The organism is Pseudodonghicola flavimaris (assembly GCF_030164425.1).
GTDB classification, from domain to species: domain Bacteria; phylum Pseudomonadota; class Alphaproteobacteria; order Rhodobacterales; family Rhodobacteraceae; genus Pseudodonghicola; species Pseudodonghicola flavimaris.
This window is the reverse complement of record NZ_JASNJD010000002.1, coordinates 125,752-148,409: the sequence shown is the minus strand read 5'-3', so window position 1 is coordinate 148,409 and position 22,658 is coordinate 125,752. Positions and strand designations below refer to the sequence as shown.

Genomic DNA, 22,658 nt, shown 5'->3' with positions numbered 1-22,658 from the left:
CCGATGCGCCGCCCCGCTCTTGCCCCGTTTCTGCGCTGCCTGGCCGTGGCGGCGCTGGTCGTCCTGGCGGCGGGCGGCGTGGCGCAGGCGCAGCAGACCGATCTGGGCGGGCTGATCCGCGATCTGTCCTCCGGCCTTGGCGGCGCGGCGCCGGGCAGCAACGACAGCGCCAGCCTGTCGGGCCGGCTGATCCAGCTTTTTGCACTGGTCACCGTGCTCAGCATCGCGCCGGGGCTGTTGGTGGTGACCACCAGCTTTACCCGGTTCGTCATCGTCTTTTCGATGCTGCGGTCGGCGCTGGGGTTGAACCAGACACCGCCGAACATGGTGCTGAACGCCATGGCGCTGTTCATGACCTTCTTCGTCATGCAGCCGGTGCTGGACGATGCCTGGACCGGCGGGTTGCGGCCGCTGATGCAGAACGCCATCACCGAGGAGCAGGCCGTGGTCAATATCGCCGAGCCGTTCCGCACCTTCATGTTCGCCAACACCCGCGACAAGGATATCGCGCTGTTTCGCGACATCGCCGGCGAGGAAAACCCGGATATCGCACCGGAGGCGGCGGAAGAGGTCAGCTGGCGGGTGCTGGTGCCGGCCTTCATGATCTCGGAGCTCCGGCGCGCCTTCACCATCGGTTTTCTGCTCTATCTGCCGTTCATCGCCATCGACCTGATCGTCGCCTCGGTGCTGATGAGCGCGGGCATGATGATGCTGCCGCCAGTGATCGTGTCGCTGCCGTTCAAGGTGATCTTCTTCGTGCTGATCGACGGCTGGTACATGCTGGCGGGGTCGCTGATGCAATCTTACTCTGCCGTAGGTGGCGGTTAGATCAGAAAGAAATAATCGGCATGTTCTGCCGGTTATCCTTGCGTCCCATGAACAGTGGGCGCTATTTTATCAACGACCAGTTAACCCCGAACCCTCTGCGGCAGGCATGTGGCGATGAATCACTTTTCTCCCCTGCGCAAGCACCGGCCGTTGAGCGGCGCGGAGAAATCCGCGATCCTGTTCCTCTGCCTGGGGGAGGAGCGCGGCGGGGCGCTGATGCAGCAGCTCGATGTCGGCGAGATCCGCAAGATCACCCGGGCGATCTCGGCGATGGGCGAGGTGCCGGCCGAGGTGGTCGAGGAGGTGATGCGCGAGTTCGGCGAGAAGATGTCGAGCTATGGCGGCATCACCGGCTCGGTCGAGGCGGCGCGCGGGCTGCTCAAGGGCTTCCTGCCGGAGGATCGGGTGGCGGAAATCCTCGATGAGATCGAGGACAGCGCCACCGGCAATCTCTGGGGCGACCTGTCCGAGCTGGACGAGAAGATCCTGACCGATTTCCTGCGCAAGGAACACAATCAGACCGTGGCGGTGATCCTGACCCGCATCCGCGCCGACACGGCAGCCAAGGTGCTGCCGCTTCTGGGGCAGGACCGCGCCGTCGATCTGATCGAGCGGATGGTGGCAATGGAAAGCCTGCCGGCCGAGGCGCTGCGCAGCATTGAGGAAAGCCTGCGGCGGGAAGTGCTGGCCAAGGCCGGCCGCAACGCCGGTGCAGAGACCGAGAAACAGCTGGTGATGATGTTCAACAAGCTGGACTCGAAGGTGTTCGAGGGGCTTTCGCGCGAGCTGGAGCGCAAGATCCCCGCGGAGTTCCGCACCATCAAGCAGAAGATGTTCGTCTTTGGCGACCTGATAGAGCTGAAGCCGGCGACGCTGGCCAAGGTGATGCGCGAGGTGAGCGGCAAGACCCTGCCGCTGGCGCTGCGGGGTGCCGAAAAGGAGCTGCGCGATCATTTCCTCGCCTCGTTGCCGGCGCGGTCGCGCGACATGCTGGAAGAGGAAATGCGCAGTATGGGGCCGGTCAAGACGCGCGATGTCAAACAGGCGCAGTCCGAACTGGTCGAGGCGGCGATCCGTCTCGCTTCCGAGGGGGAGATCGAACTGCCCAGCGGCGACGAAGAGGATATGATCGACTGACCGGACGGCGCGCGCGCCATCCGGCCGCGATCAGCGGTTCAGCGAATAGGTCGACACCCCCACAGGCGTCATGTCCCAGGTGATCTCGATGATCGAAGAGGTCAGGGAGGTCGAATTCTGCAGCATGCTCAGCGCCGGGCTGTCCACCGCCGTGGCCTGCGGATTCTGGATGTCGGCGATGGCCAGATAGGTGGTCAGCAGCCGCTCCCGTTCTGCCGGGTCGGCCAGCTTGTCCAGATCGTAGGATTTCGACAGCAGCGACACCTGCTTGTCGACGTCGATCGCGGCCATCTCCTCCGGCAGTCCCAGCGCGGTCAGGAAGAAATCGGTCAGATCCTCGTTGGCCAGCACATCGTACCAGGATTCGATGTCATCGACGGCGTTGCGGAACTCAAGCGCGACGCCGACGTTTTCGTTTTCTTCCGAGTAGCTGTTGATCAGGGTCTGTTCGTAATACTGGTTGACGATGCTGTCCTGCCAGGCGGTGTCGTTGAAATCGGGCACCACGGGTTCGCCGCCGGCGGCAGTGAACCCCAGCGCCTCGTTCAGATCGATGAAGCGGTCGTCGGTCAGCCGGTTGACCAGAGAGGTCTTGTCGTCGGGGTCGCTTTCCAGAACCTTGCGGATCATCGCCTTGCCGAAGATCTGATCTTCGAGATCGAAGGCCTTCATCACGAAGCTGTAGACCTCGTAATCCTTCACCAGATCCTCGGCCGAGGTGATGGAGCCGATCCGGTCGCGAAACGCCTCGACCGCGCGCTCGTGCTGGCCGGAGTTCGCCAGCGTCTCGATCTGCGAATCGTGGGTGCTGTCGATCAGCTTCAGCGCGATCTGGCTGCTCAGCCCGGAAATGCTCAGGACCATGGGGTTTCCTCGATCTATTCGGCGGCCTGGGGTTCGCTCTCGGGCGCGGTGCCGGCCAGCAGGTTCAGCAGTTCGTCCTCATAGCGCATGACTTCGCGCAGCGCGCGCATCGCCTTGTAGTAATTGCGGGCTGACACGTGATTGGCCGCCTCGAAGATATGGCCGGCGATCTGCTGGTTGAAGATCGGCACCAGCTCGGCCAGGTTCTTCTGGATGATCGGCGTCAGGTCCTTGCGGATTTCCGGCCGCAGCAACGCCGACTGGATGAAGAAATAGGCCTTCTTCACCGGGGTGGCGGCCTCGTGTTCGTCCAGCAGATCGATACCCCGCACCACATCGGCATAATTCTCGATGGTCAGGGTCTGGCGCCGGTCCGCGTTGCGGATGACGCAGCCGTTGATTACGATCTTCTCGTTCGGTTTCAGGGTCAGCCGCAGGGCCATGGCGCTACTCCATCACCTGCAGCGGGTTGCCTTCCAGCGCCCGGATGATGCTGCGGTTGATGTCCACCAGCGGCCGGACCCGGTTCTGCCCCTTCATCACCGCCTGGGTGTGGCGATTGACCCAGACCGACAGCGACAACAGCCCGGCGCGCAGGTCAGCGGGAAGCTGGTTGCCCGGTTGCGACAGGTCGGTCTGCAGCGCCAGCCACAGGCGCTGGTTTTTCCAAAGCGCGTCGCGCAGGCCGCCGGCCAGCGCGGTCAGCTTGTCGGATTTCTGCTCCGCGGTGTCGAAGGCCGGGCCGTAATGCTCAAGCTCGGCGGTGACCTGCGACAGCACGCGGCGTTCGATCTGACGCGGAGACTCGGTCTGCGCGATCGTCCGCTTGTAAGCGGTTATGCTCATTCGGGGACTTCCGGTGTTTTTTATGAACTGCCTCGTTCACCATCCTATCCCATCGCGGTTAAAGCCAGTTAAATCCCTGACGGTTTTCGAATCGGCGGGGGGTGTTTTGCGCCCTGCTGCGGCTTTGCATCGCGCCGGCCGTCGTCCTTCCGCGCCGGGAGGGCCCTTCACGACCCTCTTGCGCGGACCGGAGCGGGGGATCGCCACCGGTTGAAAGGGCGAAGCCCGCCGGGGGCGGGCTTCAACCAGGGTTATGCGAGGTTCTGATCGAAGAACGACTGCAGCTTGTCGAAGGGGATGATGTCCACCTGATCGTAGAGGTCGACGTGATCGGCGCCCTCGATGATCATCATCTCTTTCGGCTCGGCGGCGGCGGCATAGGCATCTTCGGTGAAGTAGCGCGAATGGGCCTCGGACCCGGCGATGACCAGCATCGGGCGCGGCGCGATCTCGTCCACATAGGTCAGCAGCGGCATGTTCATGAAGGACAGCGGGTTGGTCACCGTCCAGCCGCCGTTGGAGTTCACCGAACGCGGGTGATAGCCCCGGTCGGTCTTGTAGTAGCCGTAGTACATCCGGATCACCGGGTCATCGATGCCGTCGAGGCTGTCGGGCAGGCCGCCCGCCATCGCCGGCGCGCCGTTTTCGACATCGCTCCAGCGCTGGCGGCTCATCTGCTCCAGGGCCGCGGCGCGCTGTTCGGCGGTCATCGCGTCGTAATAGCCTTTCGCCATCACCCGCGACATGTCGTACATGCTGGTGGTGGCCACCGCCTTCACCCGCTTGTCGGCGGCGACTGCGTTCAGGGCCATGCCGCCGAAGCCGCAGATGCCGATGATACCGATCCGCTCCTGATCGACGGCATCATGCAGGCCGAGGAAATCGATGGCGGCCATGAAATCCTCGGTATTGATGTCGGGCGACGCCACGTCGCGCACCGCGCCGCCGCTTTCCCCGACGAACGACGGATCGAAGGCCAGGGTGACAAAACCGCGCTCGGCCATCGTCTGGGCATAGAGTCCGGCGGCCTGTTCCTTCACCGCGCCGAACGGGCCGGCGACGGCGATCGCGGGCAGCTTGGCGGCCGGGCGGTCGGCCGGCTGGTAGAGGTCGCCAACCAGCGGCACGCCATAGCGGTTGGTGAAGGTGACCTTCTGGTGATCGACCGCGTCGCTCTTGGCAAAGGTCTTGTCCCAGTCATCGGTGGCCTGTGCCAGCACAGGTGCCGCGGCGGCAGAGACCGCACCGAAGGCGGCGGCGCCGACACCGGCCATTTTCAGCAGGGTGCGGCGGTCCGCGTTCGGGGTGTCGGATGCGATGGTTCCGGTCATGTCGTTTCTCCTCATCAGGTAACGTCTGACCGGGATGTGGGGGCACCCGGGCGGCGGGATTAGACCGGCGATTTCGTTTGTCGCGATGAGCAGAATTCATGAATGATCCGGGCGCGTCGCGGGGTTGATCGACACTGCTCATGACTGCATGCGGATATTGCGCATTATCCGCAGCGGGCCACCGGGGTAGGGAGCCGGCAAGACGGCAAGCGGAGCAGAACGATGACGGATCTGACCCAGGGCGAACAGCGACGGGAGACAGAGGCGGCCTGGGGTGCGGTGCTGTCGATGTCGCTCTGCGTGGCGATGCTGATCGCGGCGGAATTCATGCCGGTCAGCCTGCTGACCCCGATCGCCCGGGGATTGGGCGCCACCAGCGGCCAGACCGGCCAGGCGATTTCCATCAGCGGCTTTTTCGCCGTGGCGACCAGCCTGCTGATCACTACTGTCGCGGGGCGGCTGAACCGCAAGGCGGTGCTGATCGCGATGACGGCGCTGATGCTGATATCACTGGCGATGGTGGCGATGGCGCCGTCCTTCGCGGTGCTGATGCTGGCGCGGGCCTTGCTGGGCATCTGTGTCGGCGGCTTCTGGTCGCTGGCGACCTCTGTGATCATGCGGCTGGTTCCGGCGACGGCAGTGCCCCGCGCGTTGGGGCTGATGTATGGCGGCCAGGCCATCGCGGCGGCCTTTGCCGCCCCCATCGGCAGCTATCTTGGCGAGATCATCGGCTGGCGCGGCGTCTTCTGGGCGCTGACCCCCATCGTCGCCGTCAACCTGGTCTGGCATGTCGTCGCTCTGCCGTCGCTGCCGGCGCGGTCACGGCAGAGCTTCGGCGCCTTCATCGGGTTGCTGCGCCGCGGATATTTCCGGCGCGGCCTGTTGGCGGTGACCTTCAGCTGGGGCTCTGCCTTCACGATGTTCACCTACCTGCGGCCGTTTCTGGAGCAGGTCACCGGTGTCGGGGTGGAGGCGTTTTCGCTGATGCTTCTGGGTCTGGGCTGTGCCGGTTTCGTCGGCTCCGCGTTGTCCGGGCGTCTGGTCGGGTCGCGGGTGGAGCGGCTGCTGTGTCTGCCGGCGCTGATCATGGGCGGCTGCACCGCCGCCCTGCTGCTGGCCGGCCAGTCGCCGGTTGCGACCGGGCTGCTGCTGTTTGTCTGGGGCGCGATGAACACCGCCATGTCGGTGATCTGGATGAGCTGGATGGCCCGGACCGTCGCCGATCAGCCCGAGGCCGCCGGTGGGCTGATGGTGGCGGCGATCCAGGCCTCTATCCTGCTGGGGGCGCTGATCGGGGGCCTGCTGCTCGACGTCTTCTCGGTGACCGCTACCTTCACCGGGAGCGTGATCCTGGCCGGTGTCGCCGTGGTACTGGCGGGCAACGGCAAACGGCTTCTGAACCCTGTGCGGAGATGACGATGACCCGATTCACCCCCCTGAGCCGCCCCAGCCGCCGCGGTTTCCTAAGCGCTGCGGCGGCCTCTGCGGTGCTGCCCGTCCCCCTGCGGGCGCAGCGCGGGCCGCTGCGGATGCGTTGCCGTTTCGACGATCAGGTCGTCACCTATGCGCTGCGGGACAATCCCACCGTGCGCGATCTGGTGTCGCTGCTGCCGCTCGATCTGACCATTGAGGATTTCTCCACCAACGAGAAGATCGCCCATCTGCCGCGCCGGCTGGACGAAGGTGGTTTTGCCCCCTTCGATGACGAGAGGCCGGGCGATCTGTGCTACTTCCTCGGCTGGGGCAATCTGGCGCTGTTTCACGACGACTACACCTTCCGCGGCGATCTGATCCGGCTGGGCCATATCGAAGGCGGCGTCGCCCCCCTGCGGCACAGGGGAAAATATCCGCTGCGGATCGAGCTGATCGACTGAGCCGGTCAGTCGCCGGGCAGGGCGACACCGGTGACCTCGGCGAACCGGGCGATCACCGCATCCTGAAACGCCGGGTCGGTGACCTTCGGATCGGGCGTCTGGCGCCGCATGTGCAGCCAATAGCCGCCGTTGTCGCCCAGCTCTGTCTCCTCCGCCGTGGCCAGCCAGCATTGCGTGACATGGGCCAGTTCCAGCGGGTCGCTGGCTGCGGCACCGCCCATGCGGGTCGGCACCCAGCCGGGATCGACGGTATGGCACAGGGTCCGGGGCAGATGCCGCGCCAGCCCGGCCGACAGGGCCGCGACCAGCAGCTTGCTTTCGCCATAGGCAGCGCTGGCGGACCAGGCGCGGCGGCGCCAGTCCATATCCTCCAACACGCCGGCATGGCCACGATGCATCGAGCTGCCGGTGAAGATCAGCCGCCGTGGGCGATCCGCCTGCAGGCTCAGCACATAGGGCGCGATGGCATTGACCATCAGCACCCGCAGCAGCCCGTCGGGGGTTTCTGCGCGGGGTTCGTCGATGATGCCGGCGTTGTGCAGGATCGCATCCACCGGGCCGATGGCATTCAGCGCCTGCGCCAGCCCCCGGGTGTCCGACAGCAGGCCGAGATCGCCGGTCAGCACCCGCGCACCCCGGGCCAGTTGCCCGAACCGCTCTGCCCGGGCGGCGTTGCGGGCGTGCAGGATTACCTCATGCCCGGCGTCGCGCAGCGCCTGGGCCGCGTTGCGTCCGACGCCTTCGGTCGACCCCGTTACGAATATGCGCGCCATGTCATGCTCCGTCTTCGGATCGTGGCGCTTTGGCCTTCGATCTAGTGGAAATCCAGTATAATCTGACTGTATCAATTGACTGAGATAATCAATAGCGCATCCCATGCCCCGCGAGAACGTCAACGACCTCAGAGCTTTCATCGCCGTTGCGCAGGAACGCAACTTCACGCGCGCGGCGGCGCGCATGGGGGTGTCGCAATCGGCGCTCAGCCACACCATCCGCCAGTTGGAGGACCGGCTGGGCGTGCGGTTGCTGACCCGCACGACCCGGTCGGTCGCCCCGACCGAAGCAGGGCAGCGGCTGCTGGATGGCATCACCCCGCATTTCCGCGAGATCGACGCCCATGTCGAGGCGTTGGGCGCGCTGCGCGATGTGCCGGCGGGCACCGTGCGGCTGGTGTCCTCGGATCTGGGAATCAGCCAGATCCTTTGGCCGAAGCTGATCCCCTTCCTGAAGGCACATCCCGACATCCGGGTCGAGATCACCCAGGACAACGGGCTGAACGATCTGGTGGCAGAGGGGTATGACGCGGGGGTGCGGCGCGGAGAGCATCTGGCCCGCGACATGATCTCGGCCCGGATTGGCCCGGATCTGCATTATGTCGTTGTTGCCGCACCGGAGCTTTTCGACCGCTGGCCGCGCCCGGAGCATCCGCGCGACCTCGCGACGCTGCCCTGCATCAATTTCCGGCTGCAATCAGCGGGGACGAATTTCGCCTGGGAGTTTCGGGAGGATGACCACATCCTGCGGCTGAAGGTCGAGGGGCAGCTGGTTTTCAACAATATCTTCTACTGCCTGGAGGCCGCGCTGGAAGGATTCGGCCTGACCTACATGGCCGCCGATCTGGCCGCGCCACATCTGCAGGCCGGGCGGCTGGTGCAGGTCCTGGACACCTATTGCCCGGTCTGGGACGGCTTCCACCTCTATTACCCGAACCGCCGCCAGGCCTCCCCCGCCTTCCGCGCCGTCCTCAACGCGCTGCGCCACAGGGGGTGACAGGGGTGAGATGTCGGGAAAGGGCGCGGGTGGGACACCAGGCCTCCGGCGCATCTTTGCAACGTGCCCTGCGCAGCGTAGAGAAAACAACAAAGGCGCCCGAGGGCGCCTTGTTTGTCGAGAGTCACCGGATTTGTCCTTTTGGTCCGTGCTAACACCTTGAAAACACGCGGCCAGATTTTGGATCGGCAACGACAGCACCCTCTTTCATCACTGGTTTTGTCCGGGGCAGGCACGGCCCGAAGGGGCAACTATGCGGACCTTCCCGCCATTTTTCGCCCATTTTCCAGCGTCCGCTCTTGTTCAAACTCCGAGGCGATCCAGTCCACGACCCGAAGCACGACGGGTTGTCTGACATGCTCCTGCGACCAAGAAACGAAGAGCTGCTCAGTCGGCGGTGATGGGCTGACCCACAGCTCTACCAGGCGTTTCCTCAATACATCGTTTTCGACGATGTAGGTCGGAGCGATTGCGACGCCGTGCCCCTCTATCGCCGCGTCCAGAGCCAGCGCGGACCGATCGAAATTCAGCAGCTTGTGCAAGGCGCGGTGCCCGGCCCCCTCAATCAAAGACTCCCATGTGCGATGTGCATCCTGAAGCAGCGGTAAGTTTAGCACTGTCTCCAGTTCCATCGGCCAATCGGGTCTTGGGAAGTCCGGGCTGCATACGGCAACAAGGCGGATGTCGGTCAGTCGTCGGGCATTTTGAAACGGCTTTGGATCGGAGACTTTGCCCGGCCAGATGGCAATCTCGTTGCGGGCCAGATCGCGGGACAACTGCCGTGTGTGAACCTCGGTCCTCAGCGAGATACGAGGAAACCGGGTGGCGAAATCTTCCATGCGCGGCATCAGCCATTTCGCCGCCGTCGAGGAGCCAAGATGAAGCGTGATTTGCCCTTCATCCTGCTCAAACTCGGTGAACACTGTTTCGAGCGTGGCCAGCGCTTTGTCGACGGCGTCCCGGCAGCGTAGGCCTTCGGGGGTCAGCGAGACGCCCCGCGCCTGACGTTCCAGTAGGATCACTCCGAGATCAATTTCCAACTGCTTGATCCTTTGGGACACCGCGCCGCGCGTCAGGTTCAGCACCTCCGCTGCACGTTGAAGGTTGCCGTGTTGCGCCACGCAGGCGAACACTCGAAGGGAATTCAGATTTATTGGTTTCATCTACTGGCCTCAAGGCATTAGATTTTCTAAATGCTTGCGCAGATATGCTGTTTTGTCAAACGGACGGACTGTGGCGATAAAGGGTCAAAGTTCCACGTGAGACTTTCAAGGATCAATCAGATGTCACACACCGTTCGCAACGCCACCACCGGCGACATTCCCCGCCTTGTCGATCTTCTTCTTCTGGACGCCGAGGACCGTCATGCCGCCGACCCGACCCTTTGGAAAATGGCTGAGGACGCGCCGGCGCAGATCGAAAAGGCATTGACCTTCGCGCTGACAGCCGAACAGCAGTCGTTCCGCCAGATATGGCAGGTTTCCGAACATGATGGCGCGATCACCGGGGTGATTCACTCGATGCGTCTTCCGGTGCCGCCGATCTATGCGGGCCAGCAGGGCGATCCAGGACTGATCCTGCCTGACAGCGCCGTGGCACCGGGTGCGCCGGAAGGCACGGTAGAGGCCCTAGTGGCTGCGGCGGAAGCTGCCCTGAGGGAGACCGGGGCAAAGATACTTCTGTCCACTTATGTCACCGGCGTGCCCTGGCGAGACGTTTTTCGGGATCATGGCTACGATCCGCTGACGCTCTACCTCTCGCGTACCGATCTTGGCGATGCCGGGCGCCCTCGGACAGTCCGGCCGGCCACCGAGGCGGACGTTCCCGGCATCGTCACGCGGGCAGCGGAAAACAAGCAGATCCTGTTCGAGATCGACACGTTCTGGGAGCAGCATCCCGAGGCAGACACCAGATTCACCGGCTGGATGACCCGAAGCCTTACACTGCGCGACCGGGACATGATCGTCATGGGGCCGCCGGAAAACCTTAGCGGCTATGTGATCGCGCAGCCTGCTTCACGGCTGCATTTTCCGCCGGCGCACGACATCACCGGCACCGGGGTCACCGACGACTATTACCACACGGACCTTGCCGATCCAGCGGGTCTTGCAAACGATGGCGCGGGCGCGAGCGCGCTTCTGCACGCCGCCGAGGCCGCACTGGCGGACAGGGGCACCGGGGCCGCGTTCGTGGTCTGCCCGGCCGGGTGGCCGTCGAAGATCGAAATGCTCGAAGCCGCAGGATACGAAACAGCCATGGTTTGGTCTATTAAGCGGTAACGCGCGACAAGATACACGTTGAAATAGCCGCCGGTCATGCGCGGTGCAGCATTCGGTAATCTGGGCTCCAAGCCGATCTCTAGGTTTTCATGAAGCGGCGCATCCGCGCGGTGTGTGCAGATAAGGTGTTTGCCCTCTAGCGGCGGGCAAACCGAGCCAGGGCGCAGTGGCACCAAAAGGACATTTCGTGACCCGAAAGGGCAAATGCCCTGACTATCGACATTGTTCTATTGGTCGGAGTGAGAGGATTCGAACCTCCGGCCCCTGCCTCCCGAAGACAGTGCTCTACCAGGCTGAGCTACACTCCGACCGTGCCGCGTGGGGTATACGCGCGCTGCGGGATTTGCAAGCGGATAATGACGGGAAAATCCGCCTTCTGTCATGCTTGCGTCAGCGCGGGGACCGGGGCAGTCTCTCGCTTCTGGGAGAGTGGGCGATGACAGCGAATTTCTTTTTCCTCTTCGGCGGCGTTGGCATGTTCCTGATGGGGATGGAGGCGATGACCCGGGCGCTGAAGGAGCTGGCGGGATCGAACCTCAGGGCGGTGCTGGCGCGGTTCACCACCACGCCGCTGCGGGGGGTGGCCTCTGGGGCGGCGGTGACGGCGCTGGTGCAATCCTCCTCTGCCACCACGGTGATGACGGTGGGATTCGTCGGCGCCGGGCTGATCAGCCTGCCGCAGGCGATGGGGATTCTCTTCGGGGCCAATATCGGCACCACGGCGAACGGCTGGCTGGTGTCGATCCTGGGGATGAAGTTGCAGCTGGGATCGCTGGCGATGGCGGCTCTGCTGCCGGCAAGCCTCAGCACGCTGCTGGGTCGCGGTGCCTTTGCCCGGGCCGGGCAGGTGGCGGCGGGGCTGTGCCTGCTGTTGTCGGGACTGGAGCTGATGCAGACGGCGATGGAGGCGGCCACCGGCCTGCTGCGCCCGGAGATGCTGCCGCAGCACGGTGTGCTGGGGATGCTGGGGTTGATGCTGATCGGGCTGGTGATGACCGTCATCGTGCAAAGCTCCGGTGCGATGGTGGCGCTGGCGCTGGTGCTGTTGCAGGGCGGCGCCATCGGGCTGGAACAGGCGGCGGCCATGGTGCTGGGGATGAACATCGGCACCACCTTCACCGCGCTTCTGGCCTCGGTCGGCGGGTCGCGGCCGATGCGGCAGGCGGCGGTGGCCAATCTGGCGTTCAACGTGATCACCACGGCCCTGGCCTTTCCGTTGTTGATGCTGCTGGCGCCCGGGCTGCTGCGGCTGGGCGCGACGATCGGGCCGCTCAACACGCTTTTGTGCTTTCACACCGGGTTCAACCTGGCCGGCGCGGCGCTGTTCCTGCCGGTCACCACCCGGTTTGCCGAACTGATCGAACGCCTGGTCCCCGAGCGCGAGGCCGACCGGCTGCGGCTGGGGCTGGACCGGGCGCTGTTGTCGGATGCGCGGGCGGCGCTGGTGGCGGCACAGGGCGGCGCCGCGGTGATCGCCGGGCGGCTGTTCTCCGCCCTCGCCGCGGCGATGCGGCCGGAGCCGGATTATCGCAAGCTGGCGGCGCTGGCGCCGGTGATGCCCGATGCGCTGGACCGGCTGGAACGCTATCTGGCGGCGATCCGGCTGCCGGCGGATCTGCGGGCGGAGGAAGAAGCCTATTCGGCGCTGCTGCACGAGGCTGACCATCTGCGCCGGTTGCTGGAGCGGGCCGAGCAGCACGGCAATATCCAGACGCTGTTCGAGGATCGCAGCCTGCGCCGGCCGGCGGCGCTGATGGGAGCATTGCTGGGACGGGTGGCAGAGGCCGGCAGTGACCGCGATCCGGCCCGCTTCGCCTGGCTGGAGGAGATCGTCGATCATCGCGCGGCGCGGCACCGGCGCGGGCTGTTGCTGGGGGAGCACGCCGGGCTCTATTCCCTGGCGGAGGTCTTCGCGCATACCGATGCGATGCGCTGGCTGCAGCGCAGCCTGCATCACGCGGCGCGGATCAGCCATTACGATCAAGTGGCGCGGCGGGGGGTGTTGCAACAGCCCCCGCCGGCCGGGTGAGCCCGATCAGAGGCTGGCGTCGAGCGCGGCGACGATCGCATCGCCCATTTCGCTGGTCGAAACCGGCTGCACGCCTTCTTCGCCCAGCAGGTCGGCGGTGCGCAGACCGTCTGCCAGCACTTTCTCAACCGCTTTTTCCAGCCGGTCGGCCTCGGCGCCCTGATCGAAGCTGTAGCGCAGCGCCATGGCGAAGCTGAGGATGCAGGCGATCGGGTTGGCCTTGCCCTGGCCGGCGATGTCGGGCGCGGAGCCGTGCACCGGTTCATAGAGCGCCTTGGGACGGCCGTTGGCCATCGGCGCGCCGAGCGAGGCCGAGGGCAGCATGCCGAGCGAGCCGGTCAGCATCGCCGCGAGGTCGGACAGCAGGTCGCCGAACAGGTTGTCGGTGACGATGACGTCGAACTGCTTGGGCCAGCGGGTCAGCTGCATGGCGCCGGCGTCGGCATACATGTGGGTCAGCTCGACGTCCGGGTAATCCTCGTCATGCACCTTCTGGACGACTTCGCGCCACAGGATGCCGGATTCCATCACGTTGGCCTTCTCCATCGAGCAGACCTTGTTGTTCCGCTTGCGGGCCAGTTCGAAGGCGGAGCGCGCAACGCGGTCGATCTCGCTCTCGGTATAGCGCTGGGTGTTGATACCGACGCGCTCGTTGCCTTCTTCGAAGATGCCGCGCGGCTCGCCGAAATAGACGCCCGAGGTCAGCTCGCGCACGATCATGATGTCGAGACCCGCGACCACGTCCTTTTTCAGCGACGAGAAATCGGCCAGCGCGTCAAAGCACTGGGCCGGGCGCAGGTTGGCGTAAAGGTCCATCTCCTTGCGCAGGCGCAGCAGGCCGCGTTCCGGCTTCACGCTGAAATCGAGGTTGTCGTATTTCGGGCCGCCGACGGCACCCAGCAGGACGGCATCGACTTCCTGCGCCTTGGCCATGGTCTCATCCGCCAGCGGCACACCGTGCTTGTCGTAGGCGCAGCCGCCCACCAGATCGGTGCTGACATCGAATTTCAGACCACCCTTGGTGCCATACCAGTCGATGATCTTGGTGACTTCCGCCATCACCTCGGGGCCGATGCCGTCGCCGGGCAGGATGAGAAGCGAAGGATTGGACATGCGCAGACTCCTTTAAATACGTTGCGCAGGGCGTAGCGCGGCCATCAGGTGCGGTCAATAACGCCGGCGGATTCAGCGCGTCAGGACACGGCGCAGACCGTCGTGCAGCAGCTCCCAGCTGCGGGCGATACGGGGGCTGCGGCGCATCAGCTCGGGCGCGGTCAGCCAGACCGGCAGGCGCGGCAGGTCGATGCCCAGCTCCAGCTCCTCCACCAGTGGATCGGCGCGGCCCACCGGCGCCTGGGTGAAGCCGATGCCGCAGCCGGCCCGCACCAGTTCCCAGTAGGTGGCCTGATTGTCGCAGCGCAGGGCGAAGAAGTCGCGGTCGACCGGCTGCCCCAGCGCCCGCATCGCGTCGAGGATCAGCGGATTGCGGTCGAAGCCCACCACCGCATGGCGGCGCAGGTCCTCAGCACGGTGGGGCCGCCCGGCACGCTCCAGATAGTTGCGCGCGGCGAAGACACCCATCGGCACCTCGGCGACCGGGCGGGCGATCAGCTCGGGGTGGGTGGGGCGGTACATCCGCACCGCGATGTCGGCCGCGCGGAACAGCAGGTTTTCGCTGTCGTCGCTGGGGATCAGCTCGATCTGGATCGCCGGTTCGGCCTGGCGCATCGCCGCCAGCACCGTTGGCAGCACGTAATGGGCGGCAAAGACGCTGGCGGTGATCCGGACGGTGCCGGCCAGATCCTGGCGTTCGCCGGCGGCGGTCAGGCTCAGCGCCTGCATCGACCGGCGCATCTGCTCGGCGTGGGGCAGCAGCCGCGCGCCGGTTTCGCTGAGCCTGAGACCGCGGGCATGGCGATCGAAGAGCGTGGCGCCCAGCTGGGTTTCGAGCAGCCGGATATCGCGCCCGAGGCTGGGCTGGCTGCGCCCCGTCGCCCGCGCCGCGGCCGAGAGCGAGCCGCCGTCGGCCACCTCCAGAAAGCTCTGGATCAGCGACCAGTCGGGCAGGGGGCTCGGTATATCCATTCATATATGAATACAGGATGGTCAAATCCCCGCAATATCCATTGCGGTTCTGACTGGCTATCTCCGCCACAGGAAATGCCGGAGACAGGAGGCCGAGATGGCGGAAGTGGCACTGATCCTCGGGGCGCAGGGGCGCTTCGGACGCAATGCGGCGCAGGCGCTGGCCGAGGCGGGGTGGGATATCCGCCGCTTCGACCGTGCCCGCGACAGTCTGGACCGGGCGGCGCGGGGGGCGGATCTGATCGTGAATGGCTGGAACCCGGCCTATCCCGATTGGGCGGCGCAGGTGCCGCGGCTGACGGCGGATGTGATCGCCGCGGCGCGGGCCAGCAATGCCACCGTGGTGGTGCCGGGCAATGTCTATGTCTTCGGGCCGACCACGCCGCCGCCCTGGTCGGAGCATTCGCCGCAGGCGGCCCGCAATCCGCTGGGCCGGATCCGGGTGGAGATGGAGCAGGCCTATCGCAGCTCCGGCGTTCGCACGATCCTGCTGCGGGCGGGGGATTTCCTCGACACCGAAGCCTCCGGCAACTGGTTCGACCGGATCATGATCCCGAAACTGGCCGATGGCCTCTTCACCTCTCCCGGCGATCCGTCGGTGCCGCGCGCCTGGGCGTTCCTGCCCGATATGGCGCGGGCGGTGGCGGCACTGGCGGCGCGCCGGGCAGAGCTGCCGGCCTATGCCGAGATCCCCTTTCCCGGCTACACGCTGAGCGCGGCGGAGATTCTTGGGCGGCTGGAGGCGATCACCGGCCGGTCGCTGCGGTTGAAGCGGATGTCCTGGTTGCCATTGCAGCTGGCACAGCCGGTCTGGCCGATGGGCCGCAAGCTGGTCGAGATGCGCTATCTCTGGGATTTGCCGCACTGGCTGGACGGGCGCCTGTTTACCCATCTGCTGCCGGAGTTCACGCCGACGCCGGTGGACAGGGCGCTGGCCGCGGCGATTCCCTCAGCCCTGGTCCGGTAACGCCAGATCGACCCAGATCAGCCGGTGGCGGCTGGCGGCCGGATCGGCAGGGGCCAGGCCGCTGTCCAGCACCTGCCAGCCGGCCGCCGGCAGCAGGTAATCGACCCGGAGCGGTCCCGGCCCGGCAAACTGTGCGGTGGGCTCTGGCGGCAGCGGATCCTGCAGCCGCGGATCGGCCAGCAGATCGCGGATCGCCTGATGCCGTCCGGCGCCGCGCTCCGGATCCAGATTGGCGCCGCCGGCCAGCACGACGGGATCCGTCGGTGCCGGGCCAAAGGCACCGTCGAGGTAGAGCCGCCAGAAGCGGATCTCATCGGCATTGCGCCGCCCGTTGCGATCTTCCGGCCCGTCGAACACCGGCGGGCCGGCCTGGAAGGTCAGCAGACGCAGTCGCGTCCCATCGGGCAGGGCGATGGGCACCGCCCAATGTGCAGTCGAAGACAGCCGCTGCGCGGCCTGCGCCGCTTCGGAGGGGAAGGGGGTCCCATCGGGGTGGGTGGGCAGCTCCGCCCCCGGCAGATCGTGCCAGAGCAGGGCGGAGAAATCCTGGGTCTCCGCCGTCAGGATCGGAAAGCGGGACAGCACGGCGATTCCGCCCTGGCCGCTGAACCGGCCCCAGCCCTGCGAATCTCCGGGCCCGCCGATGCGGCCGTCGCCATCGAGGTCCTGGCCGCTCTCCCAGCCGCTGTTGGGGCGCCGTGTCAGCCGGTGGGGGAAAGCGATGCCGGCCTTTTCCAGGCGCGTGGCCAGCGCGTCGAGCGTGCGCCCCTCAAGATCCCAGTCGATGCCCTGCAGGGCGAGGATATCGGGATGCGCGCGGAGGATGACCCCGATCACCGCGTCGATCCGGGCATCCCCCTCGCGGGTGAGATCACGCAGCAGAAGGCCCGGCCCCTGACGCGAGAGTTCGGTGTTGAAGCTGGCGATCCGGATCGGATCGGCGGACAGCGGGGTAGCGAGGGTCAGGCAGATCAGGAGGGCGACAAGCCGCCTCATGCCGCCTGCGCGGCCTCGGCATCGGCGTCGGCATAGGCGCGGCGCCGCTTCTGCGCGATCAGCGCGGCGATCCGCAGCATGGCGATGCCGCGCATGATCATGCTGGCGGGCAGGAAGGCCCAGGCGCTGATCACCCAGATCATCGTCTGCGCCTCGTCGAAGGGCAGCGGCCGGATCAGCTCTGACGCGGCCTTGATCACGGCGGGGATGGCGAAGGGCAACAGCACACCCAGAACCACATTGATCTGGCCGTCGCGCTGCAGGCGGTGCACCACGTCGCCGCCTGCTGTCGGGTCGAACAGCGGTAGATTGGTCCAGACGTTGAAGGCGCCATGGGCGGTGGGCCAGCCCAGCACGCGCACCGCAAAGAGAAACAGCGCCACTGTGATCAGCGCGATCACATAGCTGATGCCGGCGGCGATGCGCATGGCGGTCACCGTCCAGGGCGCGGCATCGGCCGGCAGCATCAGCACCACCAGCCTCACCGGCGAATAGGGGAAATCGGTCAGATCGCCGACCCGCTGACCGAGACCGAAGACCAGCGTGGTCAGGTTGGTCGGCTCCACCGCGTGTTTGGCGATCAGCGTCAGCGTCAGCACCATCGCCAGAACAGCGCCATAGCGCAGCCGGTTCAGCGGCGGGGCGGAGCGGAACTCGACAATGCTGGGGTAGGAGGAATTGTATTCGACCAATGTCAGCAGCGCCGCGACCAGTGCCATCAGGGTCACAATCTCAGGTGTGCCGCTGGCAGAGCCGGGCAGCAGCAGCGAGGGTATCGCCACGACGAAAGCCACGAGGAGTCCCCGCAAGGCCGCACCTGTGAAGCGTGCAAACACTGTTCGATCCCTTCAAACTGGACAGGTCCGATACGTTGCCGGGCCCTTGTTCCAACTTGATGCCGCCGCCGGATGGGCCGGGACGGATTGCCTCATTTAAGCCACATTTGTGCCGGGATTTTCGCGACGGCTCAAGCGTCGGCGGTGCAGAAGGCTGAAATCGCGACGAAAAAGCGCAAGAACTGGTGCGATCTTGCATCAATGCCGGCGCCGTTGCGGGGCGAATTGCCGGGTTTTCTATCACCTGCCCGGGATCGTGACGCCGGTGGGGACGGGCTGAAACAGATGGGGCGGCCGATGCTGCGGCCGCCCCGAAAGGATGCGTTAGGCAGAGGCCCGGGGCCGGATCAGACCCAGGGACGTTCCATCGCCATGGCCGATTCGAAGCTGCTGATCTCCGAGGCCTTGGCCATGGTCAGGCCGATATCGTCCAGACCTTCGAGCAGGCAGTGCTTTTTGAAGGCATCGACCTGGAAGGGGATGACCTCGCCGTCGGAGGTGGTGATTTCCTGCTTTTCCAGATCGACGGTCATGCGGGCGTTCTCGCCCTTCTCGGCGTCCTTCATCAGCAGGTCCACCTGCTCCTGCGGCAGGGCGATCGGCAGGATGCCGTTCTTGAAGCAGTTGTTGAAGAAGATGTCGGCGAAGCTGGGCGCGATGACGCAGCGGATGCCGAAATCCTTGATCGCCCAGGGCGCGTGTTCGCGTGACGAGCCGCAGCCGAAGTTGTCGCCGGCGACGAGGATCTCCGCACTGCGATAGGCGGGCTTGTTCAGCACGAAGTCCGGCTTTTCGCTGCCGTCGTCGTTATAGCGCATCTCGTCGAACAGGTTCACGCCCAGACCGGAGCGTTTGATGGTCTTCAGGAACTGCTTGGGGATGATCATGTCGGTGTCGACGTTGATCAGGGGCAGCGGGGCGGCAACGCCGGTGAGTTTTTCGAACTTATCCATGAAGCTCTCCATATACGGGGCCCTGGCGGGCATGGCCCGGCGGGGACGCGGGCCAGGGGTGAAAACGACGGGGCGCGCGGGCAGCGTTCTCACTGCGGTTGCGTGTGCGCCCCGGAGGACCTTGTGCGGCCGGCTCAGCGGCTGGCGCTGCGGATGAACAGCGCCAGCGCGATCAGACCCGCGCCATTGAACAGAAGCTCGATCCCGAGCAGCAGCCCGAGAAGCTGAACCGAGATGGCGGCGAAATTCGTGCCGATATAGGCGGCCAGGATGATGGTGAGCGCGCCCGACAGCAGCATCGGCCAGAAATAGGCGGTCTGCCGCATCATCCAGGCGAAGCTGAGCCGCAGGATACCACCGGCGGCCAACAGGATCAGCACCAGCATCGCCAGCGAAATCGCCCCTTCCAGCGGATTGGACAGGAAGGAAAAGCCCAGAAAGGCCATCAGCAGCCCCATCAGCACCGCCACCAGACGGTTGCCGATCACCATGCCGGACAGCCCGGCAACGGTCTGGGCGACGCCGGCGATCAGGAACAGCACGCCGGTGATGGTTGTCACCGCCAGCGAGGCCGCCACCGTGTTCCCCAGCGCGATCACGCCGAAGACCAGCGAAAGAAGGCCAAGCAACAGCCATTTCGTCCAAGCGCTCATCTCGAATACTCCTGTTCAGGTTGTCCGCGAGGCTGACATCAATCCCTTAGCCTGTAAAGCGAAGCCGGGGCGTCGCCCTCAGGCGGGGTGGCCCTGCGCGGGACGCAGGGCCGGGGGATCACATCAGCTCACGCACATCCGTCAGGTGGCCGGTCACCGCGGCGGCTGCGGCCATCGCCGGGCTCAGCAGGTGGGTGCGCCCGCCACGGCCCTGACGACCCTCGAAGTTGCGGTTCGAGGTCGCGGCGCAGCGTTCGCCCGGGCTCAGCTGGTCGGGGTTCATCGCCAGGCACATGGAACAACCGGCAAGCCGCCATTCGAAACCGGCCTCGATGAAGATATCGGCCAGGCCTTCCTCTTCCGCCTGGGCGCGGACCAGGCCGGAGCCCGGCACGATCATCGCCCGCATGCCGTCCTTGACCTTCTTGCCCTTCACGATCTCGGCCACGGCGCGCAGATCCTCGATCCGGCCGTTGGTGCAGGAGCCGATGAACACCGTGTCGATCTTGATGTCGGTCAGCTTCTGGCCGGGCTCCAGCCCCATGTATTCCAGCGAGCGGCGGGCCGCGTCGACCTTGCCGCCGGCGAAATCCTCGGGCGCCGGCACGGTCGCGGTGATCGGCAGCACGTCCTCGGGCGAGGTGCCCCAGGTGACGACGGGCGCGATTTCCGAGGCGTCGATGGTGACCACCTTGTCCCAATGCGCGTCGTCATCGGAATAGAGCGTCTTCCACCAGTTCAGCGCGGCCTCCCACTGCGCGCCTTTCGGCGCATGGGGGCGGCCCTTGATATATTCGAAGGTGGTTTCGTCCGGTGCGATCAGACCGGCGCGGGCGCCCCCCTCGATCGCCATGTTGCAGACGGTCATCCGGCCTTCCATGCTGAGCGAGCGGATCGCCTCGCCGCAATATTCGATGACATAGCCGGTGCCGCCGGCGGTGCCGGTCTTGCCGATCACGGTCAGGGTGATGTCCTTGGCGGTGACGCCCGGGTGCAGTTTCCCGGTGATCTCCACCTTCATGTTCTTGGATTTCTTCTGGATCAGCGTCTGGGTCGCCAGCACGTGTTCCACCTCGGAAGTGCCGATGCCGTGGGCCAGCGCGCCGAACGCGCCATGGGTGGCGGTGTGGCTGTCGCCGCAGACCACGGTCATGCCCGGCAGGGTCCAGCCCTGTTCCGGGCCGACGATGTGGACGATGCCCTGACGGATATCGTTCACCGGGTAGTAGTTGATCCCGAAGTCCTTGGCGTTCTTGTCGAGCGCCTCGACCTGGATGCGGCTCTCCTCGTTCTCGATCCCTTTTTCGCGGTCGAGCGTGGTGGGCACGTTGTGATCCGGAACCGCGATGGTCTTGTCGGGCGCATGTACGCCGCGACCGGCCATCCGCAGCCCTTCGAAGGCCTGCGGGCTGGTCACCTCATGGACCAGGTGACGGTCGATATAAAGCAGGCTGGTGCCGTCTTCGTCCTCATGCACGAGGTGGGCATCCCAGATCTTGTCATAGAGTGTCTTGGGGGACATCTGTCCTCTCCCGTTCTTGCTGTCTTGCTAAGTCGTTGGCGTGCGCGGGCTGGCGGCCGCTTATAGGCGGGCCAGAACGGTACGGGCAGCCCCGAAGAACCGTTCGCGCAGACGCGCACGGTCCTGAAGATCGAAATAGGGGGCGAATTCCGGTTTCATGCCGGATCAGATACTCCCCGCAGGGCCTGCAATCAAGGCAGGAAACCCCGGCGCCGACGGGGGCGGGCGCTTGCCAAGCGCGGCCGAACCGGTCCACCCTGCAGGGCAAGGAGGGCCGCGATGGACAAGGAACTGCTGCCGCCAGAGGTGGAAACGCTGATCACCGGGCTTTGGGGCCGGGCGCTGCACCTGGCCGAAATGGTGCTGACCCCGGGCTGGCGGCAGAACCAGGTGCTGATCATCCTCGGGCTGATCGGCCTGTCCTGGCTGCTGCGGATCGTCACTTCCTCCTGGGTGCAGGAATGGACCCGCGCGCGCGAAGGCTGGCCGAAATGGCGGCTGCGGATGATGGTGCAGATCCGCCAGCGGCTGTCGCTGATCTATTTCACCTTCGGGGCCTGGGCGGTCTACGTGGTGATGCAGCAGATCACCTGGCCTTCGCGCAGTTACCTGATCGGGATCGCGGCGACGCTTTCGACCGCCTGGCTGGTCATCGCGCTGCTGTCGCGGCTGGTGCAGAACCGCACCCTGCGCCGGCTGCTGACCTGGGCCTCCTGGATCTATGCCACGCTCTATGCGCTCGAGTTGATCGACGATGTCGAGGGCTTCCTGGCTTCGCTGGCGCTGCAGGTGGGCGGGCTTAAGCTGAGCGCGCTGACCGCGATCAAGTCGCTGCTGCTGGTCTCTGCCCTGCTGGTGGCGGCGCGGCTCGGGACCCAGGCGGCCAGCCGCAGCCTCACCGACAACGACGATATCTCGCCCTCGATGCGGGTCCTGGCGATCAAGGCGGTGCAGGTGGTGCTGTACGGGCTGGTGCTGATGATCGGCATCCGCGCGCTGGGCTTCGATCTGAGCGGGCTGGCGCTTCTCTCCGGGGCGGTCGGCGTCGGCATCGGTTTCGGCCTGCAGAAGGTGGTGTCGAACCTGGTCTCGGGGATCATCATCCTGCTCGACCGTTCGATCAAGCCGGGCGATGTGATCAGCCTGGGCGATACCTTCGGCTGGATCGATTCGCTCGGGGCGCGCTATGTCAGCGTCGTGACCCGCGACGGCAAGGAGTATCTGATCCCGAACGAGGACCTGATCACCAGCCAGGTGGTGAACTGGTCCCACACCAATAAATTCGTCCGGCTCGACCTGCATTTCGGCACGTCCTACGGCGACGATCCGCATCTGGTGCGGCGGGTTGCGGTGGAGGCGGCGAAAGGCGTCAAACGGGTGCTGAGCCAGCCGACGCCGCCGGTCTGTCATATCGTGGGTTTCGGTGACAGCAGCGTGGATTACGTGCTGCGGTTCTGGATCACCGACCCCTCGGACGGGCTGACCAATATCCGCGGCAATGTGTTCCTCGCGCTCTGGGACGCGTTCAAGGCCGAAGGCATTTCGATCCCCTTCCCGCAGCGCGAAGTGCGGCACCTGAACGACCCTTCGACGGCCCTCCGGACGCCGGGGGTGGAGGAGGGGACCAGGTGATTCCACCCATGTACCGCGGCCCGATGCGGTTTCATTGAAATTTCCGTTTCGGCTTG

23 protein-coding genes and 1 tRNA gene are annotated in these 22,658 nt (G+C 65.5%); 9 read left to right on the top strand and 15 right to left on the bottom strand.

Features of this window, described 5'->3' with window-relative positions; all coding sequences use genetic code 11:
- Positions 1-3 precede the first annotated feature (3 nt).
- Positions 4-828: a flagellar type III secretion system pore protein FliP gene (gene fliP / locus QO033_RS03365; RefSeq protein ID WP_284479517.1), complete on the top strand. Its 825-nt coding sequence runs from the start codon at positions 4-6 to the stop codon at positions 826-828.
- A gap of 114 nt (positions 829-942) precedes the next feature.
- Complete coding sequence (locus QO033_RS03360; protein ID WP_284479516.1) at positions 943-1,965, top strand: flagellar motor switch protein FliG; 1,023 nt, start codon at positions 943-945, stop codon at positions 1,963-1,965.
- A gap of 30 nt (positions 1,966-1,995) precedes the next feature.
- Here QO033_RS03360 and QO033_RS03355 read toward each other — a convergent pair whose 3' ends face one another.
- The 4 genes from QO033_RS03355 to QO033_RS03340 form a co-directional block, all read right to left on the bottom strand.
- A complete protein-coding gene (locus tag QO033_RS03355; protein ID WP_284479515.1) occupies positions 1,996-2,829 on the bottom strand; it encodes a DUF1217 domain-containing protein in 834 nt (277 codons plus the stop codon).
- 14 nt (positions 2,830-2,843) lie between these two features.
- A complete protein-coding gene (locus QO033_RS03350; protein WP_284479514.1) occupies positions 2,844-3,272 on the bottom strand; it encodes a flagellar biosynthesis repressor FlbT in 429 nt (142 codons plus the stop codon).
- A 4-nt stretch (positions 3,273-3,276) separates the two neighbouring features.
- Entirely contained in the window at positions 3,277-3,675 is a 399-nt protein-coding gene (gene flaF, locus QO033_RS03345) for a flagellar biosynthesis regulator FlaF (RefSeq protein WP_284479513.1), read from the bottom strand.
- Between the two features lie 251 nt (positions 3,676-3,926).
- The gene (locus QO033_RS03340) at positions 3,927-5,006 is read right to left on the bottom strand and encodes an alpha/beta hydrolase (protein ID WP_284479512.1); all 1,080 of its coding nucleotides are present in this window, start codon (positions 5,004-5,006) and stop codon (positions 3,927-3,929) included.
- A gap of 222 nt (positions 5,007-5,228) precedes the next feature.
- Between QO033_RS03340 and QO033_RS03335 the strand changes: the two genes are divergently transcribed.
- Together QO033_RS03335 and QO033_RS03330 are read left to right on the top strand one after the other, a co-directional pair.
- Positions 5,229-6,422 (top strand): MFS transporter, encoded by a 1,194-nt coding sequence (locus QO033_RS03335; protein ID WP_284479511.1) that lies wholly within the window; start codon positions 5,229-5,231, stop codon positions 6,420-6,422.
- Positions 6,423-6,424: 2 nt separating this feature from the next.
- Positions 6,425-6,880, top strand: a complete 456-nt coding sequence (locus tag QO033_RS03330) for a cyclophilin-like fold protein (protein ID WP_284479510.1) — start codon at positions 6,425-6,427, stop codon at positions 6,878-6,880.
- Positions 6,881-6,885: 5 nt separating this feature from the next.
- Here the strand turns inward: QO033_RS03330 and QO033_RS03325 are convergent, their stop codons facing one another.
- Positions 6,886-7,653 (bottom strand): SDR family oxidoreductase, encoded by a 768-nt coding sequence (locus QO033_RS03325; RefSeq protein WP_284479509.1) that lies wholly within the window; start codon positions 7,651-7,653, stop codon positions 6,886-6,888.
- A gap of 103 nt (positions 7,654-7,756) precedes the next feature.
- Between QO033_RS03325 and QO033_RS03320 the strand changes: the two genes are divergently transcribed.
- A complete protein-coding gene (locus tag QO033_RS03320) occupies positions 7,757-8,650 on the top strand; it encodes a LysR family transcriptional regulator (protein WP_284479508.1) in 894 nt (297 codons plus the stop codon).
- Between the two features lie 251 nt (positions 8,651-8,901).
- Here the strand turns inward: QO033_RS03320 and QO033_RS03315 are convergent, their stop codons facing one another.
- Positions 8,902-9,813, bottom strand: a complete 912-nt coding sequence (locus tag QO033_RS03315; RefSeq protein WP_284479507.1) for a LysR family transcriptional regulator — start codon at positions 9,811-9,813, stop codon at positions 8,902-8,904.
- A gap of 120 nt (positions 9,814-9,933) precedes the next feature.
- On the opposite strand from QO033_RS03315, the gene QO033_RS03310 reads away from it, so the two are divergent.
- Positions 9,934-10,929, top strand: a complete 996-nt coding sequence (locus tag QO033_RS03310; protein WP_284479506.1) for a hypothetical protein — start codon at positions 9,934-9,936, stop codon at positions 10,927-10,929.
- 231 nt (positions 10,930-11,160) lie between these two features.
- Here QO033_RS03310 and QO033_RS03305 read toward each other — a convergent pair.
- Positions 11,161-11,237: transfer RNA gene (locus QO033_RS03305), tRNA-Pro, on the bottom strand.
- Positions 11,238-11,365: 128 nt separating this feature from the next.
- Between QO033_RS03305 and QO033_RS03300 the strand changes: the two genes are divergently transcribed.
- Positions 11,366-12,958 carry a Na/Pi cotransporter family protein gene (locus QO033_RS03300; RefSeq protein WP_284479505.1) on the top strand — a complete coding sequence of 531 codons (1,593 nt, stop codon included), beginning with the start codon at positions 11,366-11,368 and terminating at the stop codon, positions 12,956-12,958.
- Between the two features lie 6 nt (positions 12,959-12,964).
- On the opposite strand, the gene leuB is transcribed toward QO033_RS03300, so the two are convergent.
- On the bottom strand, positions 12,965-14,071 hold the full coding sequence (leuB, locus tag QO033_RS03295) for a 3-isopropylmalate dehydrogenase (RefSeq protein WP_284479504.1): 1,107 nt from the start codon (positions 14,069-14,071) through the stop codon (positions 12,965-12,967).
- A gap of 72 nt (positions 14,072-14,143) precedes the next feature.
- The gene (locus tag QO033_RS03290) at positions 14,144-15,043 is read right to left on the bottom strand and encodes a LysR family transcriptional regulator (RefSeq protein WP_284479503.1); all 900 of its coding nucleotides are present in this window, start codon (positions 15,041-15,043) and stop codon (positions 14,144-14,146) included.
- A 97-nt stretch (positions 15,044-15,140) separates the two neighbouring features.
- Between QO033_RS03290 and QO033_RS03285 the strand changes: the two genes are divergently transcribed.
- Positions 15,141-16,010, top strand: coding sequence for an NAD-dependent epimerase/dehydratase family protein (locus QO033_RS03285; protein ID WP_284479502.1), 870 nt, complete (start codon positions 15,141-15,143; stop codon positions 16,008-16,010).
- Here the strand turns inward: QO033_RS03285 and QO033_RS03280 are convergent.
- The 6 genes from QO033_RS03280 to QO033_RS03255 all read right to left on the bottom strand — a co-directional run bounded on the left by QO033_RS03280 (position 15,993) and on the right by QO033_RS03255 (position 21,129).
- A complete protein-coding gene (locus tag QO033_RS03280) occupies positions 15,993-17,006 on the bottom strand; it encodes an endonuclease/exonuclease/phosphatase family protein (protein WP_284479501.1) in 1,014 nt (337 codons plus the stop codon). The genes QO033_RS03285 and QO033_RS03280 overlap by 18 nt on opposite strands.
- Entirely contained in the window at positions 17,003-17,842 is an 840-nt protein-coding gene (locus tag QO033_RS03275) for a hypothetical protein (protein WP_284479500.1), read from the bottom strand. Before QO033_RS03275 ends, QO033_RS03280 begins: the two co-directional genes overlap by 4 nt.
- Positions 17,843-18,189: 347 nt before the next feature.
- A complete protein-coding gene (leuD, locus tag QO033_RS03270) occupies positions 18,190-18,795 on the bottom strand; it encodes a 3-isopropylmalate dehydratase small subunit (protein ID WP_284479499.1) in 606 nt (201 codons plus the stop codon).
- Between the two features lie 134 nt (positions 18,796-18,929).
- Positions 18,930-19,448, bottom strand: coding sequence for an HdeD family acid-resistance protein (locus QO033_RS03265; RefSeq protein ID WP_284479498.1), 519 nt, complete (start codon positions 19,446-19,448; stop codon positions 18,930-18,932).
- A gap of 118 nt (positions 19,449-19,566) precedes the next feature.
- A complete protein-coding gene (gene leuC / locus QO033_RS03260) occupies positions 19,567-20,970 on the bottom strand; it encodes a 3-isopropylmalate dehydratase large subunit (protein ID WP_284479497.1) in 1,404 nt (467 codons plus the stop codon).
- A 60-nt stretch (positions 20,971-21,030) separates the two neighbouring features.
- The gene (locus tag QO033_RS03255; protein WP_284479496.1) at positions 21,031-21,129 is read right to left on the bottom strand and encodes an isopropylmalate isomerase; all 99 of its coding nucleotides are present in this window, start codon (positions 21,127-21,129) and stop codon (positions 21,031-21,033) included.
- A 120-nt stretch (positions 21,130-21,249) separates the two neighbouring features.
- Between QO033_RS03255 and QO033_RS03250 the strand changes: the two genes are divergently transcribed.
- Positions 21,250-22,602 (top strand): mechanosensitive ion channel family protein, encoded by a 1,353-nt coding sequence (locus tag QO033_RS03250; protein ID WP_284479495.1) that lies wholly within the window; start codon positions 21,250-21,252, stop codon positions 22,600-22,602.
- Positions 22,603-22,658 lie beyond the last annotated feature (56 nt).

Coding starts and splice junctions, on each gene's coding strand:
- leuD (WP_284479499.1), bottom strand. CDS start 18,795: ATGGATAAGTTCGAAAAACTCACCGGCGTTGCCGCCCCGCTGCCCCTG.
- QO033_RS03350 (WP_284479514.1), bottom strand. CDS start 3,272: ATGGCCCTGCGGCTGACCCTGAAACCGAACGAGAAGATCGTAATCAAC.
- QO033_RS03355 (WP_284479515.1), bottom strand. CDS start 2,829: ATGGTCCTGAGCATTTCCGGGCTGAGCAGCCAGATCGCGCTGAAGCTG.
- leuB (WP_284479504.1), bottom strand. CDS start 14,071: ATGTCCAATCCTTCGCTTCTCATCCTGCCCGGCGACGGCATCGGCCCC.
- QO033_RS03360 (WP_284479516.1), top strand. CDS start 943: ATGAATCACTTTTCTCCCCTGCGCAAGCACCGGCCGTTGAGCGGCGCG.
- flaF (WP_284479513.1), bottom strand. CDS start 3,675: ATGAGCATAACCGCTTACAAGCGGACGATCGCGCAGACCGAGTCTCCG.
- QO033_RS03315 (WP_284479507.1), bottom strand. CDS start 9,813: ATGAAACCAATAAATCTGAATTCCCTTCGAGTGTTCGCCTGCGTGGCG.
- QO033_RS03265 (WP_284479498.1), bottom strand. CDS start 19,448: ATGAGCGCTTGGACGAAATGGCTGTTGCTTGGCCTTCTTTCGCTGGTC.
- QO033_RS03335 (WP_284479511.1), top strand. CDS start 5,229: ATGACGGATCTGACCCAGGGCGAACAGCGACGGGAGACAGAGGCGGCC.
- QO033_RS03285 (WP_284479502.1), top strand. CDS start 15,141: ATGGCGGAAGTGGCACTGATCCTCGGGGCGCAGGGGCGCTTCGGACGC.
- QO033_RS03330 (WP_284479510.1), top strand. CDS start 6,425: ATGACCCGATTCACCCCCCTGAGCCGCCCCAGCCGCCGCGGTTTCCTA.
- QO033_RS03290 (WP_284479503.1), bottom strand. CDS start 15,043: ATGGATATACCGAGCCCCCTGCCCGACTGGTCGCTGATCCAGAGCTTT.
- QO033_RS03320 (WP_284479508.1), top strand. CDS start 7,757: ATGCCCCGCGAGAACGTCAACGACCTCAGAGCTTTCATCGCCGTTGCG.
- leuC (WP_284479497.1), bottom strand. CDS start 20,970: ATGTCCCCCAAGACACTCTATGACAAGATCTGGGATGCCCACCTCGTG.
- QO033_RS03250 (WP_284479495.1), top strand. CDS start 21,250: ATGGACAAGGAACTGCTGCCGCCAGAGGTGGAAACGCTGATCACCGGG.
- QO033_RS03280 (WP_284479501.1), bottom strand. CDS start 17,006: ATGAGGCGGCTTGTCGCCCTCCTGATCTGCCTGACCCTCGCTACCCCG.
- QO033_RS03310 (WP_284479506.1), top strand. CDS start 9,934: ATGTCACACACCGTTCGCAACGCCACCACCGGCGACATTCCCCGCCTT.
- QO033_RS03300 (WP_284479505.1), top strand. CDS start 11,366: ATGACAGCGAATTTCTTTTTCCTCTTCGGCGGCGTTGGCATGTTCCTG.
- QO033_RS03325 (WP_284479509.1), bottom strand. CDS start 7,653: ATGGCGCGCATATTCGTAACGGGGTCGACCGAAGGCGTCGGACGCAAC.
- QO033_RS03255 (WP_284479496.1), bottom strand. CDS start 21,129: ATGAAACCGGAATTCGCCCCCTATTTCGATCTTCAGGACCGTGCGCGT.
- fliP (WP_284479517.1), top strand. CDS start 4: ATGCGCCGCCCCGCTCTTGCCCCGTTTCTGCGCTGCCTGGCCGTGGCG.
- QO033_RS03340 (WP_284479512.1), bottom strand. CDS start 5,006: ATGACCGGAACCATCGCATCCGACACCCCGAACGCGGACCGCCGCACC.